Origin of the sequence: Ectopseudomonas khazarica, from assembly GCF_004521985.1 — a bacterium.
Classification (GTDB): Bacteria; Pseudomonadota; Gammaproteobacteria; order Pseudomonadales; family Pseudomonadaceae; genus Aquipseudomonas; species Aquipseudomonas khazarica.
This window is the reverse complement of the sequence record NZ_SBHZ01000006.1, coordinates 85001-103016: the sequence shown is the minus strand read 5'-3', so window position 1 is coordinate 103016 and position 18016 is coordinate 85001. Positions and strand designations below refer to the sequence as shown.

Sequence of the window (18016 nt, the reverse complement as noted above, 5' to 3'; positions counted from 1 at the left end):
TCGGTGACCCGAGGAAAAACGATGCCCGTACCCGATTTGTTCAAGCAAGGCCTGGCCAAAGGCTGGAAAACCCATGACGGTTCGCGTCTGGAAAACGACCTGACGCTGGAGGCGGATGTCGCCATCGTCGGCAGCGGTGCCGGCGGCGGGACCACGGCGGAGATCCTCAGCGCCGCCGGCTACAAGGTGCTGCTGATCGAAGAAGGCCCGCTGAAGACCAGCGATGACTTCAAGATGCAGGAAGCCGAGGCCTATCCGACGCTCTATCAGGAAGGCATCGGTCGCATGAGCAAGGATGGCGCCATCACCATCCTGCAAGGCCGCGCCGTCGGGGGCACCACGCTGATCAACTGGACCAGCAGTTTCCGCACGCCCGCGCAGACCCTGGCGCACTGGGCCGAAGCCCATGGCGTGCAAGGCCATGACGTCGAGTCGATGGCGCCCTGGTTCGAGAAGATGGAGCAGCGCCTGGGGGTCGCGCCCTGGGTGGTACCGCCGAATGCCAACAACGAGGTGATCCGCACCGGTTGCGACAAGCTCGGCTATCACTGGGCGGTGATCCCGCGCAACGTGCGCGGCTGCTGGAACCTCGGCTACTGCGGCATGGGCTGCCCGACCAACGCCAAGCAGTCGATGCTGGTCACCACCATCCCCGCTACCCTCGAGGCAGGCGGCGAGCTGCTCTACCTGGCCCGCGCCGACAAGCTGGTGATCGAAGGCGATCAGGTAGTTGGCCTCGACTGCCTGGGCATGGATGCGCGCTGCGTGGCGCCTAACGGCAAGCGCATCCGCGTCAAGGCGCGGCACTACGTGCTGGCCGGCGGCGGCATCAACACCCCCGGCATCCTGCTGCGTTCCGCAGCGCCGGACCCGCACCAGCGCATCGGCCGCCGGACCTACCTGCACCTGGTGAACTTCTCCGCCGCGCAGTTCGAGCAGGTGATCAACCCCTTCTACGGCGCGCCCCAGTCGCTCTATTCCGATCATTTCCAGTGGGACGACGGCACCACCGGGCGCCTGTCCTACAAACTGGAAGTGCCGCCGCTGCAACCGGCGCTGACCAGCACCCTGCTCGGCGAATTCGGCCGCGAGAATGCCCTGCGCATGGAGCAGTTGCCCTACACCAACGTGATGCTCGCCCTGCTGCGTGACGGCTTCCACCCGGACAGCGCCGAAGGGCGCGTGGAACTGCGCGGCGACGGCAGCCCGGTGCTCGACTACCAGATGACCGACTACACCTGGGACGGTGTGCGCCGGGCCTTCCTGACCATGGCCGAGATCCAGTTCGCCGCCGGCGCCAAGGCGGTGATGCCGACCCATGCCGATGCGCGCTTCGTCAGCACCTGGCGCGAGGCCCGGGAGATGATCGACAACCTCGACCTGGCGCTGTACCGCACGCGCCTGGGCAGCGCCCACGTGATGGGCGGCTGCGCCATGGGTGAAGACCCGCAGACGGCGGTGGTGGACAGCCTCGGCCGGCACCACCAGCTGGCCAACCTGTCGGTCCATGACGGCTCGCTGTTCCCCACCAGCATCGGTGCCAACCCGCAGCTGTCGATCTACGGGCTCACGGCGAAACTGGCGACGCTCCTGGCCGAGCGCCTGAAAAGCCCGAGCTAGACGCACCGCCCCTGAGTCAGGAATAGACGGCGCATCCCTGCGGCTTGGCCGCCGGGATGCGCTGCGCTACCATCCGACTCCTTTTCGACCCGCCAGGACGTCCCGATGAATCGAGTGTTATACCCCGGCACCTTCGACCCCATCACCAAGGGCCACGGTGATCTGGTCGAACGCGCTGCGCGCCTGTTCGATCACGTCATCATCGCCGTCGCCGCCAGCCCCAAGAAGAACCCGCTGTTCCCGCTGGAACAACGCGTGGAGCTGGCCCGCGAGGTCACCAGCCACCTGCCCAACGTGGAAGTCGTGGGCTTCTCCAGCCTGCTTGCGCACTTCGTCAAGGAACAGGGCGCCAACGTGTTCCTGCGCGGCCTGCGCGCCGTGTCGGACTTCGAGTATGAGTTCCAGCTGGCCAACATGAACCGGCAACTGGCGCCGGATGTCGAGAGCCTGTTCCTGACCCCGTCGGAAAAGTACTCCTTCATCTCCTCGACCCTGGTCCGCGAGATCGCCGCGCTCGGTGGCGACATCAGCAAGTTCGTCCATCCGGCCGTCGCCGACGCCCTGAACGAGCGCTTCCGCAAGCAATAAGCACCGGCCGTTCACGCCTGTCGGATGCCCCTCTCCCATTCATGAGAGAGGGGCAAAGCGGCGCCACGTTCCCTACCCTCTCCCCCGCCTCTCTCCTGTAAACGGGAGAGGGACGCAGAGCGCCCAACCGGCCGGGCCAATGGCACAAGACGCAGCGATCCGGCACAATTCGCCTCATCGTTGTCTGCCAGTGTCGCGGCGTCGCCTCGACAGGAGTTGTTTTCATGTCCCTGATCATCACCGACGACTGCATCAACTGCGACGTCTGCGAACCCGAGTGCCCCAACGGCGCCATTTCCCAGGGTGAGGAGATCTACGTGATCGATCCCAACCTGTGCACCGAGTGCGTCGGTCACTACGACGAGCCCCAGTGCCAGCAGGTGTGCCCGGTCGACTGCATCCCGCTCGACGAGAACAACGTCGAGAGCAAGGATGAGCTGATGCAGAAGTACCGCATCATCACCGGCAAGGCCTGATCCCTCCTCCCCGCCCGGGAGGCGACAGGCCGTCCGTGGCGGCTGCGCATCGCCCATCGCCAGGCCAGGGCTGCTAAGCTTGCAGCCTCCTTCAGCCGCCCCGGTAGATCGCATGTTGCGCAACCTCCTGCTATCGACCCTGCTGCTCGGCGCCAGCCTGCTGGCCCAGGCAGCACCGCACCAGCCCGCCATTGCCACCGCTCACCCGGCCGCCACCGCGGCCGCCAAGCAGATACTCGACGCCGGCGGCAACGCCTTCGATGCCGCCGTCGCCGCCAGCGCTGCGCTGGCCGTGGTCGAGCCCTACGGCTCCGGCCTGGGCGGCGGTGGTTTCTTCCTCCTGCGCACAGCAGGCGACACGCCCCGCTACGACTTCATCGATGCACGCGAACGGGCGCCGCTGGAGTCCAAGGCGGACCTCTACGTGCGTGACGGCAAGGTACAGCGCGAGCTGTCGCTCAATGGCGCACTGGCCGCCGCCATTCCCGGCTTGCCGGCCGCCCTGGTGGAGCTGGCCGAGCATCACGGGCGCCTGCCGCTGAAAACCAGCCTGGCACCGGCCATTCGCCTGGCCAGGGAAGGCTTTGCCGTGGACCGCGTCTACCGCGAACGGGCCACCTGGCGCCTGGCCGCGCTGCGTGACGATGCGGAAAGCGCGAAGCTGTTCCTCGACCAGGGCGAAGTGCCCGCCGAAGGCCAGCTGCTGCGCCAGGCGGACCTGGCCGTCACCCTGCAGGCCCTGGCCGATCACGGCCGCGCCGGTTTCTACCAGGGCCCGATTGCCGAGCGCCTCGCCGCGGGCGTACGCCAGGCCGGCGGTATCTGGACGCTCGACGACCTGCGCGAGTACCGCGTGGCGCGCCGCGAGCCGCTGCGCTTTCGCCTCGAGGACGGCCACGAGCTGATCAGCGCGCCGCCCCCCTCGGCAGGCGGCGTGGCGCTGGCCCAGAGCCTGGCGATACTCCAGCAACTGCCCTGGCAGGAGGCCGAACCGGTGCAGCGCGTGCACTACGTGGTCGAGGCCCTGCGCCGCGCTTACCGTGATCGCGCCCTGCTGGGCGACCCGGATTTCGTCAAGAACCCGCTGCAGGAGATGCTCTCGCCCGGCCACCTCGCCGTGCTGGCCGGCAGCATCGACCCTGAGCAGGCCACACCGAGCTCCGCCCTGCCACCGGCCGGCACCTGGCATGAAGGCGACCACACCACGCACTTCGCCGTACTCGACGCACAGGGCAACTCGGTTGCCGCCACCCTGTCGGTCAACCTGCCGTTCGGCGCCGCCTTCACCGTGCCCGGCACGGGCGTGTTGCTCAACGATGAAATGGACGATTTCGCCGCCGACGTGCAGGGCTCGAATGCCTATGGCCTGGCCGGCAGCGAGGTCAACGCGATCGCTGGCGGCAAGCGCCCACTGTCCTCGATGAGCCCGAGCTTCCTCGAAAGCAACGACGAATTCACCGCCTTCGGCACCCCCGGCGGCAGCCGCATCCCCAGCATGGTGCTGCTGTCGATGCTGGAGTACCTGGACGATCAGCCCATCGAGCGCTGGCCGGCCGTGGCCCGCTACCACCATCAGTTCCTGCCCGATGTGATCGAGCACGAGCCGGACACCTTCAGCGCCGAGCAGATCGCCGAGCTGCAGAAGCGCGGCTACCAGCTCAAGCGCCTGGACCGGCAGTACGGCAACCAGCAGGTGCTGTTCTGGAACAAGGTGAGTGGCGCCGTCCAGGCGGCCAGCGACCCGCGCGGGATCGGTGAGGCGCTGGTGCCGGCGGGCGAGTAAGCACAGGCGCCAGCGCGACTGAAGCCCCTCGCACGGAGCCTGTGCGCTGTGCGAGGGGCGGGCCGCTACGAGAGCTTGATCAGGCTTTCCTGCTCGTCGCCGAACTGGCGCAGCTCGCGGAACAGTGCCTGCTCGCTGCCAAGCATGAGCACGTTGCGCAGGCTCTGGAAGATGCGGCTGGCATAGCCCAGGTCATTCATCAGCGAGCTGGTCTGCAGGCCATCCAGGCGTCCGCTGCGCACATCGGCGAACAGCCGCTGGCGGAAGCCCGCATCGAAACCCGCCGCCTGCTCGTCGAGCCAGCGCAGGCGTGACTGCCAGACATCCTCGGGCAGATCGCTGCGCGCCAGTTCGCGCACCTCATGCAGGGTCGTCAGCAGGTGGCGCCGCAGTTCCACGTAGGCATCGCGCACCGCCGATGGCGGCGCATCGAGGTAGTGCCCCAGGTTCTTCTGCAGGTGCTTGGCATCCTTGACCGCATCCACCAGTTGCAACGCGGCCAGCTGACAGCTCACCCAGAACTGCTGGTGCGCCTCGTCCATCGGCAGTTCCATGCGCCCCATGAAGCTCAGCAGGTCGCCGTAAACGCCCTTGATATGAAACTGGTAGAGGTGCTCGGCATCGAAGCCGGCGTGCGAGGGCTTGGCCTGCAGCAGTTGCTCGTCGGCCCGCGAGCGCGCCAGCTGGTCCACGGGCAGGTAGAGGGCGTGGCAGATCACCTCCAGGCTCAGGCGCCCGAGGTGCCCCAGCTCCTGCACCACGGCCCCGGAAGCGGCCTCGACCGAGTCCAGTGCGCGCTCGCTGAGGTAGCGGGCCTGGGTGCGCTGGGGCTCGACGACCTGCTCGGGCAGCAGCTCGGTGATCAGTACCTGAGGCTCGGCGCACTCCGGCAACCAGCGAATCAGGACGCGCGCCAGGCGCTCCTGCAATGGCCAGAACAGGGCGACGCCCATGGCGTTGAAGAGGGTGTGGAACATCGCCAGCTGGATCAGGCTGTTGTCGCCCAGCCCCAGCGGTTCGGCCAGGGCGTGCACCAGCCAGGTCAACGGCCCGAGCAGGCAGAACGCCAGTGTCCCGGTGGTGATGTTGAACAGCACATGTGCCAGGGCCAGGCGCTGGCCGCTGCGGTTGCCGCCCAGGGAGCCGACGAACGCCGTGGTCACGCTGCTGCCGACGTTCGAGCCGATGGCGATGGCCAGGCTCTGCCCCAGCTCCAGCTGACCACTGGCCAGGGCCGCCAGCGTCAGCATCAGGGTCGCATGGCTGGACTGCAGTACCACGGTGATGGCCATGCCGATGGCCGTGAACAGCAGTGCGCCTGCCAGCCCGCCCGCCTGCATGCCGGTCATGTCCAGGTCACCGAAACTGGCGAAGCCGTCCTTGATCTGGTCGATACCGAGGAAGATGAAGGCAATGCCCAGCACGATGCGCCCAGCCGCCTTGCTCCGGGTGCCGAAGAAACCGGCCAGCACGCCGAAGACCAGCAGCGGCAGCGCCAGGGGACTGAGGCTGAGGTTCTGCCCGGCCAGCGCCAGCAGCCAGATGCCGCTGGTGGCGCCCAGGTTGGCGCCGAACAGGATGGCGATGCCGCCGGCCAGCTGGATCAGCCCGGTGCTGATGAAGGCGATGGTGAGCAGCGACACCAGGGTGCTGGACTGCAGCAGCAGCGTGCCACCGATGCCGAACAGCAGGCTCTTGAAGGACGTCGAGGTACTGCGCGCGAGGATCTGCTCCAGCTTGCTGCCGGCCAACTGGCGCAGGCCCTCCTCCAGGCACTGCATGCCGAACAGGAACACCGCCAGGCCGGCGCACAACTGCAACCAACCCTGGCTGAACCAGAACGAGGCGATCAACCCCACGACCAGCAGACACAGCATCACCCAGCGCAGGTACTTCATCGGCACCGTTCCATCCTTTTAGCGGTGTACAAACGCAAACGGCCCCTCGCCTCGAAACCGAGGCGAGGGGCCGTATACAGGAGCCTACAGCGGATCAGTCCTGCTTGTAGCCACTGCTGGTGCAGCCGAGGCAGCGTACGAACGCCTCTTTGCCCGGCTCGACCACCAGGGATTGTGCGGCTTCACCGACGTTGCCGCCCAGTGCGGTGAACGGCAGGCTGACGATGAAGGCCGCGGCGCCGATGGCGGTGGCACCGATCAGCAGCGGGCGGGCGATGACCAGGTCACCGACCATGGCGTAGCCCTTCGGGGCTTCGACGGAGTAGATCGGGTCGCCGCTGGCGTTCTGCTGAACCACTTCCGCCTGTGCCGGCAGCGCCAGCAGGCCAGAGGTCAGCGCCAGGACAGCAGCGGTTGTGCGGAACGCTTTCATGGATCGATCCTTCAGGTTTTTCGGGAAAGTGCCAGTAACTATAACAGCGCATTGGCAATTGTCAGCGTGACGGACGTCAATCGCCATGAAACGCGTACTCCGGCTTTTTCGGTACATAAGGCCGGAAGAACGCCAGCATGGCTGCCAGATCGGCCTTTTCGTCGCCGCTGGGCTGAAAGGTCGGGCCGATCACCACGCGGCGATGCTGGTAATCCAGCGCCGCCAGGACGATGGGTACGCCAGCCCCCTGGGCGATGTGGTAGAAGCCCATCTTCCAGCGCTCGACCTTCTTGCGCGTGCCCTCGGGCGAGAGCACCAGGATGAACTCGTCATGCTCGCGAAAGGCCTGTACGGCCTGCTCGACGGTGTTCAGCTGACGCTCGCGGCGGATGGCGATACCGCCCCAGGCGCGCATCAGGCCACCGAACGGCCAGCGAAAGATGCTGTGCTTGCCGAACCAGCGGGCGTTGAGGCGCAGCACGAATTTCAGTGCGATGAAGATCACGAAGTCCCAGTTGGACGTGTGGTGGGCACCGATGGCGACGAACTTGTCGAGTTCCGGCAGCGCCCCCTCGATACGCCAGCCCAGGAGTTTCAGCACGCTGCGTCCCAGCCATTCGGCAGCCGGATTGGGCGGCAGGTAGTTAGCGGACATCGATCGACCTCTTGTTCTTATTCTGGGTATCAGGCTACCCGCCGCAGGCTATCCGGCGGGCCGCCGTCAGCGCCTCAGCGCTGACACTTGGGGCAGTACACGCTGGCGCGCTGGCCCAGTTTCACCTCGCGCAGGGTGCTGCCACAGACCTTGCAGAACTCGCCAGCGCGCCCGTAGGCGAACAGTTCCTGCTGGAAGTAGCCAGGCTGGCCGTCGCCGCCGACGAAGTCACGCAGGGTGGTGCCGCCACGCTCGATGGCGTGGGCGAGAATGCGCTTGATCTCCTCGGCCAGACGCAGGTAGCGCGCCCGCGAGATCGCCCCGGCCTCGCGCCGTGGATCGATACCGGCGGCGAACAGGGCCTCGGTGGCGTAGATGTTGCCCACCCCGACCACCACGGCGTTGTCCATGATGAAGGGCTTGACCGCCATGCTGCGCCCGCGTGAAAGCTGGAACAGGCGCTCACCGTCGAACAGACCGCCCAGCGGTTCGGGGCCGAGCTTGCTGAGCAGCTCGTGGCGCAACGGGTCGTCGCTCCACAGCAGCGCGCCGAAACGACGCGGGTCGGTGTAACGCAGGGCCAGGCCCGACTCCAGCTCGATATCCACATGCTCGTGCTTGGCCGCGGCCAGGCCGCACTCGACCAGGCGCAAGCTGCCGGACATGCCCAGGTGGCTGATCAGGCTGCCGACTTCGGCCTTGATCAGCAGGTACTTGGCGCGCCGCTCGACGCACTCGATGCGCTGGCCGGACAGGCGCACGTCCAGGTCTTCGGGGATGGGCCAGCGCAGACGGCGCTCGCGCACGATGACGCGCGTGACGCGCTGGCCTTCGAGGTACGGCGCAATGCCGCGACGGGTGGTTTCGACTTCTGGCAGTTCAGGCATGGCAGCAGGACAGGACAACGGCGGTGCGCCACCTTAGCAGGAGCGACAGGCAGAACGGTAGCGCGCCACGGCGAGCGGCGCTGCCCGCCCGCCATGGCGCGCCTGGCTACATCACCGCCAGGTCGCGAATGCTCTCGCGCAGGTTCTCGAAGTCGTACTCGGACAGGCCCACGTATTCCAGGATTGGCTGCGAGATGTACTGCCACTCCAGATCGACGGCCTGCCCGCCAAGCACACGGTGCGACTCGCAGATGTGCTCGGCCATCTTGAGGATGCCCAGCAGCGTCTTGAGCTGCGCATCGCGCGAGGATTCGTCGCTGAAGATCGACAGCGCGTTGTGGTGGTTGGCGATGACTTCGCAGAGGTGCTCCGGCAAGCGCCAGGAGCGTGCGGTGAAGTAACCCACCACGGCATGGTTGGTGGTGAGCATGCGGTTCTCGGTATCCACCACCCGGCGTTCGTCGCTGGCACTGGCGTAGGCTTCCTCCAGCACTTCCATGTAGTTGGGGAAGCGCTTGAGCATCAACGGGATGCCGCAATCGTGGAACAGACCCAGGCTGTAGGCCTCGTCGGGCGACTGGTAGCCGAGGCGCTTGGCCAGCGTCAGGCAGGTCATGGCCACGTCCTGGGCACTGTCCCAGAAGCGGTTGAGCACCAGAATCGCCTCATCGGTCAGCTCGCCCTTGATCGATTGCGCGTTGATCAGATTGATCACCGTGTTGCAACCGAGCAGGTTGACCGCCTGCTGGATCGAGGCGATGCGGTTGGACAGGCCGAAATGCGCCGAGTTGACGATCTTCAGCAGCGCACCGGACAGCCCCGGGTCCTGGCTGATCAGCTTGGCGATGGTGCGCAGATCGGGGTTGGGCATGATCTGCTCCATCTGCAGATCCACCATGATCTGCGGCTGCGGCGGCACACTGATGCCCTGCAGGGCTTGCTGGATCTGTTCGGCGGAGAGTTCGAAGGCCATGGCACGCACGTACGAAGTGAGAAGTACGCCACAGTTTAACCAAAGCCCGACCCGGCCAGCAGCAGACTTTTGTAAACAGCGGGCGCAGGCGCAACCCGCTATAATTCCGCTCTTTTATCTGCGGAGCCCGAACTCATGCCCTCCCTGCCCAGCCTGCGCCTGAAAGCCAACGCCGACCGACGCCTGCGCGCCGGCCACCTGTGGGTCTACAGCAACGAGATCGACGTCGCCGCCACCCCGCTGCACGGGTTCGCCGCCGGCGACCAGGCCATCCTCGAAGCGGCCGGCGGCAAGCCGCTGGGCATCGTCGCGATGAGCCCGAACAACCTGATCTGCGCCCGCCTGCTGTCGCGCGACGTCAAGCACGTGCTGGACAAGTCGCTGCTGGTGCATCGCCTCAACGTCGCCCTGAGCCTGCGCGAGCGCCTGTTCGACAAACCCTGCTACCGCCTGGTCTACGGCGACTCCGACCTGCTGCCGGGCCTGGTGGTCGACCGTTTCTTCGACATCCTCGTGGTGCAACTGGCCTCGGCGACCATGGAAGCGCACAAGGACGACGTCGTCGCCGCGCTGATCCAGGTGCTCAAGCCCAGCGGCATCCTGTTCAAGAACGACTCCAGCGCGCGTGACGCCGAAGGCCTGCAGCGCTACGTCGAGACCGTCTACGGCGAGGTGCCGGAGTGGGTCGCGCTGGAAGAGAACGGGGTGAAGTTCGAAGCCCCGGTGATCGACGGGCAGAAAACCGGCTGGTTCTACGACCACCGCATGAACCGCGCGCGCCTGGCGCCCTACGTGAAGGGCAAGCGCGTGCTCGACCTGTTCAGCTACATCGGCGGCTGGGGCGTGCAGGCCGCCGCCTTCGGCGCCAGCGAAGTGTTCTGCGTCGACGCCTCGGGGTTCGCCCTCGACGGTGTCGAGCGCAACGCCGCACTCAACGGCGTGGGCGAGAACGTCACCTGCGTCGAGGGCGATGCCTTCGCCGCCCTGCGTGAACTGAAGGCCGCCGAAGAACGCTTCGACGTGGTGATCGCCGACCCGCCCGCCTTCATCAAGCGCAAGAAGGACATCAAGAACGGCGAGGCCGCCTATCGCCGCCTCAACGAAACGGCCATGCGCATGCTCAACAAGGACGGCATCCTGGTCAGCGCCAGTTGCTCGATGCACCTCGACGAAGACCACCTGCAGAACATCCTGCTGACCAGCGCACGCCACCTGGATCGCAATATCCAGCTGCTCGAGCGCGGCGCCCAGGGGCCCGACCACCCGGTGCACCTGGCCATCGCCGAGACCCGCTACATCAAGAGCCTGACCGTTCGCCTGCTGCCCAACAGTTGAGCAACCTGCACCTGCCGAGTGCGTTTCGGCAGGTGCCCCCTCCTCGCCACGCTGTTACCTCTCCCCACACCTTCCTCGCGTGTTGCGCTGCCTGAGCTAGTCTTCAACCTGCATGGCAGAGCGCTAGCAGATGACCGTTCATCGGCTGGCTTGCTTATTGCTTTTGGTTATCGACATAACGATCGCCCCACACGACAGGGACGAATCGACTCAGGTGTTGGAGCCTCGGTCACGAGCTGGCTCCATATTGCGGGCAATGGGGAGGACTATGACTGCGCAAGCTGGGAACGAAGCGTTCCTGCGATTCACCAACGTCAAGAAGACCTACGATCACAAGACCCTGGTGGTCAAGGACTTCAACCTCAACGTGGCCAAGGGCGAGTTCATCACCCTGCTCGGCCCTTCCGGATCGGGCAAGACCACCTGCCTGATGATGCTCGCCGGTTTCGAAGACGTGACCAGCGGCGAGATCCTGATCAACGGCCGCAACGTCACCAGCATCGCGCCCTACGACCGCAACATCGGCATGGTCTTCCAGCAGTACGCGCTGTTCCCGCACATGACCATCCGCGAGAACCTCGCCTACCCGCTGAAGATCCGCAAGCTGCCCAAGGACGAGATTCGCGCCAAGGTCGAGCAGTACCTGGCCCTGGTCGAGCTGCAGGCCTTCGGCGGCCGCTATCCCGGCCAGCTCTCCGGCGGCCAGCGCCAGCGCGTGGCACTGGCCCGCGCGCTGATCTTCGCGCCGGACATCGTGCTGATGGACGAGCCGCTCGGCGCGCTGGACAAGAAGCTGCGCGAGCAGATGCAGTACGAGATCAAGCGCCTGCATGAGCAGCTCGGTTTCACCGTGATCTACGTGACCCACGACCAGACCGAAGCACTGACCATGAGCGACCGCATCGCCGTGTTCAACAACGGCGTGGTGCAGCAGTGCGCAGCCCCCCACGTGCTGTACGAGCGCCCGGCCAACCTGTTCGTCGCCGACTTCATCGGCGAGAGCAACAAACTGTCCGGGGTGATCGAGGCGGTCGCTGACGATCGCGTGCAGGTGCGCCTCGACGACGGCGGCCTGGTCAGCACGCTCAAGGCCAACTGCAGCGAGGTCGGCCAGGCCACCACGGTGTCCGTGCGCCCGGAGAAGCTCAGCTTCATCGACCGCCTCGGCGGCGGGGGCAACCAGGTCAAGGCGCGCTTCATCACCCGCCACTACGTCGGCGAATACATTCGCTATCACTTCGAGACCGCCAGCGGCAGCGAGCTGGTGGTGAAGAACCTGAACGACAGTTCAGCCCCGCAACTGAGCACTCAGGAAGAGGTCGCCCTGACCTGGCTGCCGGAAGACAGCCAGGCGCTGGATCGATCTGCAGTCCCCACCCACAACTAGTAGAAGCAAATGGAGCACAGCAATGGCTAGATCACTGACTACCAGCGTTTCCGCCTTCGCCCTGGTGGCGGCACTGGGGCTCACCGCCGGCAAGGCCACCGCCCAGGACAGCCTCACCGTGGTGTCCTGGGGCGGTGCCTACGGGGCGGCGCAGAAGAAGCACGTCATCGATCCCTACCAGGCCGAGTCCGGGGTCAAGGTACTGTTCGAGGACTACTCCGGCGGTGTCGCCGAGATCAAGGCTCAGGTCGAGTCCGGCAACATCCAGTGGGATGTGGTCGACTTCGAGGTGATCGACCTCGAGCGCGCCTGCTCCGAAGGCCTGCTGGAGACCGTCGACCACAGCGTGCTGCCGGCCGGCATCGACGGCACCCCGGCCGACCAGGACTTCATCCCGGAAGCCCTCGCCAGCGAGTGCGCGGTGGGCAACATCGTCTGGTCGGTGGTGTTCGCCTACAACGACAACACCATCGGTGGCACCAAGGCCGCGAGCATCGGCGACTTCTTCGACACCGGCAAGATTCCCGGCAAGCGCGCCATGCGCAAACGCCCGCAGGTGAACATGGAGTGGGCGCTGATGGCGGATGGCGTGGCACCGAAGGACGTCTACGAAGTGCTGGCGACGCCGGAAGGCCAGCAACGCGCCTTCGCCAAGCTCGACAGCATCAAGAAGGACATCGTCTGGTTCGACTCCTGGTCGCAGGCGCCGCAACTGCTCAACGACGGCGGCGCAGTGCTGGTGCAGTCGGCCAACGGCCGCTTCTACGACGCCATCGTGCAGGAGAAGAAACCCTTCGAGATCGTCTGGGACGGCCACGTCTACGACCTCGACGCCTGGGCCATCGTCAAGGGTTCGAAGAAGAAGGACCTGGCCATGGAGTTCATCAAGTTCGCCACCGGTTCCAAGCCGCTGGCCGGCATGCCGGACGTGGCCTATGGCCCGACCCGCAAGTCGTCCATGCCGCTGGCTGACCAGAGCGCCGCGCCGCACCTGCCGACCGCGCACCTGGATCAGGGCATCCAGGCCGGCTCCGAGTTCTGGGCCGACTACGGCGAGTCGCTGGGCGAGAAGTTCAACGAGTGGCTGCTGAAGTAAGCGCCAGACCCTGCTCTCCCCGGGCCTGCCGTGGGAGGGTTCCAGCCGCGTCGCTCGCGGCCGGGGCCCTCGCCACGGCGCCTCGCCGCAACGGGAGAGATGCTGAAATCGGAGTAATGCCTTGTCATCCCTGACCACCAGCGAAGCCGGCCAAGCCGCCAGCGCCCGTCGCCGGAAACGCCTCACCGCGTTCCTCTTCGTGGCGCCGCTGCTGCTGTTCATCATCGTCACCTTCGTCGCCCCGATCGGCACCATGCTGTGGCGCAGCGTGTACCACCCGACCGTGGCCGAACTGATTCCGCAGACCCTGACCGAACTGCAGCGCTGGGACGATCACCAGCAGTTGCCGGACGAGCAGACCCTGCAGGTCTTCGTCGGCGAACTGCATGCGCTCAACCAGCAGCGCCTGTCGGGCAAGCTCGCCGAAGAGTTCAACCGCGCCTACGCCGGCATGTCCAGCGTGGTCAAATCCAGTGCCCGCCGGGTCGGGCGCCTCGACGCCGACGCGCTGCCGAGCCAGGGCGTGAAGACCCTGATGCAGGCCCATCGCAACTGGGCCAAACCCGAGCTGTGGTACGCCATCGCGCGCGCCGGCAAGGTCTACACCTACGACTACTACCTGACGGCCCTCGACCTGGAGCTGGACCCGGAGACGGGCATCCAGGTGCGCCAGGACACGCAGATCTACCTGCAGCTGTACTCCAAGACCCTGAACATGGCGCTGGTGATCACCCTGCTCTGCGCCCTGCTCGGCTACCCGCTGGCCTACTACCTGGCGGGGCTGCCGTCGAACCGCGCCAACCTGCTGCTGGTGCTGGTGCTGCTGCCGTTCTGGACCTCGCTGCTGGTACGCACCACCTCGTGGATAGCCCTGCTGCAGACCAACGGCGTGATCAACTCCTTCCTCGTGGGGCTCGGTCTGGTCGACCAGCCCATCGAGATGCTCTACACCTCATTCGCCACGGTGGTGGCGATGACCCATATCCTGCTGCCGTTCATGATCCTGCCGCTGTACAGCGTCATGCGCGGCATCGACCCCAGCTACCTGCGCGCGGCCCTGAGCCTCGGCGACAAGCCGATCCCCGCGTTCCTGCGCATCTACTTCCCGATGACCCTGCCTGGCCTCAGCGCGGGCGCGTTGCTGGTGTTCATCATCTCGGTGGGCTACTACATCACCCCGGCCCTGGTCGGCGGCACCGACGGGCAGATGATCAGCAACATCATCGCCTTCCACATGCAGCGCTCGAACAACTGGGAGCTGGCGGCCGCGCTCGGCTCGCTGCTGCTCGGGCTGATCCTGCTGCTGTACTGGGTGTACGACCGTTTCGTCGGCGCCAGCAATATCAAGTTGGGATGAGGACGCGATGAAGACCCCCGCCTACTACGGCTTCTGGCACCACCTCGGCACCTGGCTGCTCAAGGCCGGCTCCTGGCTGGTGCTGCTGTTCCTGATCCTGCCGATCCTGGTGATCGTGCCGCTGTCGTTCAACGCCGAGCCGTTCTTCAGCTTCACCGAAGGCATGCTCACCCTCGACCCGGAGGCCTATTCGCTGCGCTGGTACAGGGAGATATTCAGCGACCCGAAATGGCTGCTGGCGATCAAGAACAGCTTCATCATCGGCATCTTCTCGACCCTCCTCGCCACGGTGCTGGGCACCTGTGCGGCGGTGGGCCTGGCGCGTGACGAGATGCCCTTCAGGCGCTTCGTCACTGCCCTGCTGCTGTCGCCGATGATCGTGCCGCTGATCATCACCGCGGCCGGCATGTTCTTCTTCTATTCCGACCTGGGGCTGGCAGGCGGCTACCTGGGCGTGATCCTGGCGCACGCGGCGCTGGGCACGCCCTTCGTCATCATCACCGTGACGGCCACGCTCACCGGCTTCGACTACAGCCTGGCGCGGGCGGCGCTGAACCTGGGCGCCCGGCCCGTGCGCGTGTTCTTCGACGTGATCATGCCGCTGATCCGCCCCGGCGTGATCAGTGGCGCGCTGTTCGCCTTCATCACCTCCTTCGACGAAGTGGTGGTGATCCTGTTCATGGCCGGCCCGCAGCAGCGCACCATCCCCCGGCAGATGTTCTCCGGCCTGCGCGAGCAGATCAATCCGAGCATCCTGGCCATCGCCACCCTGCTGATCCTGGTCTCCATCGCTCTGCTGGTCACCATCGAACTACTGCGCCGGCGTGCGGAGCGCATGCGCGGCATCGAGATACCGCATTGAGCCCCGGCGAGCCACGCCAGGCTGCGCACATCCCGGGCTGAATGCCCCGGCCGCGCAGCCTGGCCCTGCCTGGCACACCTTCATCGAGAAACTGACCCATACTGGACAGGTCGCTCATTGGAGGAACGCCTTGAAGGACAAGCACTCGGAAGAGTCCCTGCTCAGCGCGGCCTGGCAGTCCGCCCCTCTCGGCCTGGGTCTGCTCGATGTCCGTGGCTGCCTGCAGTACAGCAACCCGGCGTTGCAGGCACTGATCGGCGAGCACGGCAACAAGCCGCTGACGCAGTGGCTGCATCCACAGGACCGCGACACCTTCGACTACGCACTGGAGCGTGCCCGTCGCCAGCAGCTCGACATCCCCTGCGGCGAGCTGCGCCTGCACAGCCAGGAGGGCGCCTACAAGTGGCTGCACACCAGCGTCTGCTGGGTGTCGCAGGCGGACAGCGGCATCGATCACTTCCTGGTCCGCTTTACCCCGACGCGCTCCACGCAGGAGCGCGCCGAGCAGGCCTACCTGCTCAGCTTCGCCCTCGACTACACCACCGACGGTGCGCTGCTGCTCGATGACGGCCTGAACATCTGCTACCTCAACGACGCCGCCACTCGCCTGCTCGGCCAACGCCGCGAGTACCTGATGGGACAGAGCATCGGCCAGGCGCTGGTGCCCCTGGCCCTGCACTCGGATGACGAGCTGCGCGAGCTGATGCAGGGCCAGGGCCCGGTGCAGCTGGAGCTGAGCCACCCCGTGGATGGCACGCGCTACCACGTCTCGGTGAGGTTCAACCGTTTCTACTACGATCGCCGGGGCTACTGCCTGGCACTCCTGCATGACCTCACCGAACAGCAGCGCCTGGCGGACAGCCTGCTGCACAACGAACGCCAGTTCCGCGCGCTGATCGAGAACACCCACGACGCCGTCGGCCGCCTGACCCCGGACTTCCGCCTGATCTACGCCAACCCGGCCCTCGAAGCCCTGTGCCGGCTGCCGCTGGTGGAGGCGCGCGGGCGTCCCGCGCGCGATGCCTTCGGTGACAATTCCCAGGTCGACATCATGGCCGACCTGGTGCGCGAGGTCGCCCTCAGCGGCGACTCGCTCGAGGAGGAGCTGATTCACGGCATCGACGGCCCCGCCGACCTGCAACACCACTATCTGGTGCAACTGGTGCCCGAGCGCAACGCCTCAGGCGCCATCACCAGCGTGCTCTCGCTGGCCAGGGACATCACCAACATCCGCAAGGCCGAACGGCGCCTGGCGCAGAGCAACCAGCAGCTGCGCGACCTGACCACCCGCCGGGAGTCGGCCCGGGAGGAAGAACGCAAGCTGATCGCCCAGGAAATCCATGACGAACTCGGCCAGCACCTGACGGCCTTGCGCATGGGCATTTCCATGCTGCACCTGCAGTTCGGCGCCAAGGCGCCCGGTCTCGACAATGCCGTCGACGGGCTGATGCAACTCTGTGACCGAACCATTCAGGTGGTGCGCTCCATCGCCACCAGCCTGCGCCCGGCGGTGCTCAACATGGGCCTGTACCCGGCCCTGGAGTGGTTGACCAGCGAATTCCGCCAGCACACCCGGATCGAGTGCGAGCTGACCACGCACAGCGACGAACCGGCCCTCAGCGATGACCAGGCGACCACCGCCTTCCGCATCGTGCAGGAAGCGCTGAACAACGTCGCCCGCCATTCCGGCGCGAGCCGGGCGGTGGTGAGCCTGGAACGGCTCGACGACGTCTACCAGCTGGATATCACCGACAACGGGCGCGGCTTCGACCCGTCGGCCGTCAACACCCGCTCACTGGGCCTCGCCGGCATGCGCGAACGCGGCACCAGCCTCGGCGGCGAAGTGGTGATCTTCAGCCATCCCGGACAAGGCACCACGGTACAGGCCAGCCTGCCCATCACGCCGGCCAAGGAGGACTCATGACCCGCATCATGATCGCGGACGACCACACCATCATGCGCAACGGGCTCAAGCAGCTGATCGAGTTCGACAGCCGCCTGCAGGTGGTCGCGGAAGCGGAGAACGGCGGCCAGGTGCTCGAGCGCCTGCGCAGCACCGAGGTCGACCTGGTCCTGCTGGACATGAGCATGCCCGGCATCAGCGGCGAAGACCTCATCGCGCGAATCCACGGGCACTACACCAGGCTGCCGATCCTGGTGCTGAGCATGCACAACGAAGCGCAGATCGCCCAGCGCGCCCTGCGTGCCGGCGCCAGCGGCTACCTGACCAAGGACCACGATGCCGAAACCCTGCTCGCGGCCATCAACAAGGTGGCCAACGGCGGGCGCTATCTCGACCCGCGCATCGCCGAACAGCTGGCCTTCGCCAACGCCGAGGAGCGCAACAGTGGCCTGCACAGCCTGTCGGACCGGGAATTCCAGATCCTGCGCCTGCTCGCCGATGGCCTGGGCGTCAACCAGATCGCCGAACACCTGTCGATCAGCAACAAGACCGTCAGCACCCACAAGACCCGCCTGATGGAGAAGATGGGCTTCAGCTGCAATGCCGACATCATCCGCTTCGCCCTGACGGAGCAGCTGTCGAGGTAGGAAAATTCCTACAAGAAACCGGAATAGCCTTATGCCATCACCGGAATCAGACGATGCCCGGATAGCCCTTCACAGACCATCCTGACAGCCATGAACGGGTAGCCAATACCCGCTCC

General features: G+C 66.1%; 16 protein-coding genes. 11 read left to right on the top strand and 5 right to left on the bottom strand.

Translation table 11 applies throughout. The features are described from left to right. The first annotated feature begins 21 nt into the window (after positions 1 to 21). The 4 genes from EPK82_RS09455 to ggt all read left to right on the top strand — a co-directional run bounded on the left by EPK82_RS09455 (position 22) and on the right by ggt (position 4467). On the top strand, positions 22 to 1620 hold the full coding sequence (locus EPK82_RS09455) for a GMC family oxidoreductase (RefSeq protein WP_134676410.1): 1599 nt from the start codon (positions 22 to 24) through the stop codon (positions 1618 to 1620). Positions 1621 to 1725: 105 nt separating this feature from the next. Next, on the top strand, positions 1726 to 2208 hold the full coding sequence (coaD, locus tag EPK82_RS09450) for a pantetheine-phosphate adenylyltransferase (RefSeq protein ID WP_134676409.1): 483 nt from the start codon (positions 1726 to 1728) through the stop codon (positions 2206 to 2208). A gap of 224 nt (positions 2209 to 2432) precedes the next feature. After that, the gene (locus EPK82_RS09445) at positions 2433 to 2684 is read left to right on the top strand and encodes a YfhL family 4Fe-4S dicluster ferredoxin (protein WP_004373873.1); all 252 of its coding nucleotides are present in this window, start codon (positions 2433 to 2435) and stop codon (positions 2682 to 2684) included. Between the two features lie 112 nt (positions 2685 to 2796). Then, entirely contained in the window at positions 2797 to 4467 is a 1671-nt protein-coding gene (gene ggt, locus EPK82_RS09440) for a gamma-glutamyltransferase (protein ID WP_134676408.1), read from the top strand. Positions 4468 to 4532: 65 nt separating this feature from the next. Here ggt and EPK82_RS09435 read toward each other — a convergent pair whose 3' ends face one another. The 5 genes from EPK82_RS09435 to EPK82_RS09415 form a co-directional block, all read right to left on the bottom strand. Further along, positions 4533 to 6365, bottom strand: a complete 1833-nt coding sequence (locus tag EPK82_RS09435; protein WP_134676407.1) for a Na/Pi cotransporter family protein — start codon at positions 6363 to 6365, stop codon at positions 4533 to 4535. Positions 6366 to 6459: 94 nt separating this feature from the next. After that, positions 6460 to 6798: a hypothetical protein gene (locus EPK82_RS09430; protein WP_037056474.1), complete on the bottom strand. Its 339-nt coding sequence runs from the start codon at positions 6796 to 6798 to the stop codon at positions 6460 to 6462. A gap of 76 nt (positions 6799 to 6874) precedes the next feature. Next, positions 6875 to 7453 (bottom strand): lysophospholipid acyltransferase family protein, encoded by a 579-nt coding sequence (locus EPK82_RS09425; protein ID WP_134676406.1) that lies wholly within the window; start codon positions 7451 to 7453, stop codon positions 6875 to 6877. A 74-nt stretch (positions 7454 to 7527) separates the two neighbouring features. Continuing rightward, the gene (mutM, locus tag EPK82_RS09420) at positions 7528 to 8340 is read right to left on the bottom strand and encodes a bifunctional DNA-formamidopyrimidine glycosylase/DNA-(apurinic or apyrimidinic site) lyase (RefSeq protein ID WP_037056476.1); all 813 of its coding nucleotides are present in this window, start codon (positions 8338 to 8340) and stop codon (positions 7528 to 7530) included. 106 nt (positions 8341 to 8446) lie between these two features. Next, entirely contained in the window at positions 8447 to 9313 is an 867-nt protein-coding gene (locus EPK82_RS09415) for an HDOD domain-containing protein (protein WP_037056477.1), read from the bottom strand. A 135-nt stretch (positions 9314 to 9448) separates the two neighbouring features. Between EPK82_RS09415 and EPK82_RS09410 the strand changes: the two genes are divergently transcribed. The 7 genes from EPK82_RS09410 (at position 9449) to EPK82_RS09380 (ending at position 17900) form a co-directional block, all read left to right on the top strand. Continuing rightward, positions 9449 to 10648 carry a class I SAM-dependent rRNA methyltransferase gene (locus EPK82_RS09410; protein WP_037056478.1) on the top strand — a complete coding sequence of 400 codons (1200 nt, stop codon included), beginning with the start codon at positions 9449 to 9451 and terminating at the stop codon, positions 10646 to 10648. A 268-nt stretch (positions 10649 to 10916) separates the two neighbouring features. After that, positions 10917 to 12035, top strand: a complete 1119-nt coding sequence (locus EPK82_RS09405) for an ABC transporter ATP-binding protein (RefSeq protein WP_047591973.1) — start codon at positions 10917 to 10919, stop codon at positions 12033 to 12035. A 22-nt stretch (positions 12036 to 12057) separates the two neighbouring features. Then, positions 12058 to 13131, top strand: a complete 1074-nt coding sequence (locus EPK82_RS09400) for an ABC transporter substrate-binding protein (protein ID WP_134676405.1) — start codon at positions 12058 to 12060, stop codon at positions 13129 to 13131. Between the two features lie 121 nt (positions 13132 to 13252). Next, complete coding sequence (locus EPK82_RS09395) at positions 13253 to 14488, top strand: ABC transporter permease (protein ID WP_134676404.1); 1236 nt, start codon at positions 13253 to 13255, stop codon at positions 14486 to 14488. A gap of 7 nt (positions 14489 to 14495) precedes the next feature. After that, a complete protein-coding gene (locus EPK82_RS09390) occupies positions 14496 to 15350 on the top strand; it encodes an ABC transporter permease (protein ID WP_037056483.1) in 855 nt (284 codons plus the stop codon). Positions 15351 to 15480: 130 nt separating this feature from the next. After that, on the top strand, positions 15481 to 17274 hold the full coding sequence (locus EPK82_RS09385) for a PAS domain-containing sensor histidine kinase (protein ID WP_134676403.1): 1794 nt from the start codon (positions 15481 to 15483) through the stop codon (positions 17272 to 17274). Next, a complete protein-coding gene (locus tag EPK82_RS09380) occupies positions 17271 to 17900 on the top strand; it encodes a response regulator (RefSeq protein WP_047588915.1) in 630 nt (209 codons plus the stop codon). Before EPK82_RS09385 ends, EPK82_RS09380 begins: the two co-directional genes overlap by 4 nt. The last annotated feature ends 116 nt before the right edge of the window (positions 17901 to 18016 follow it).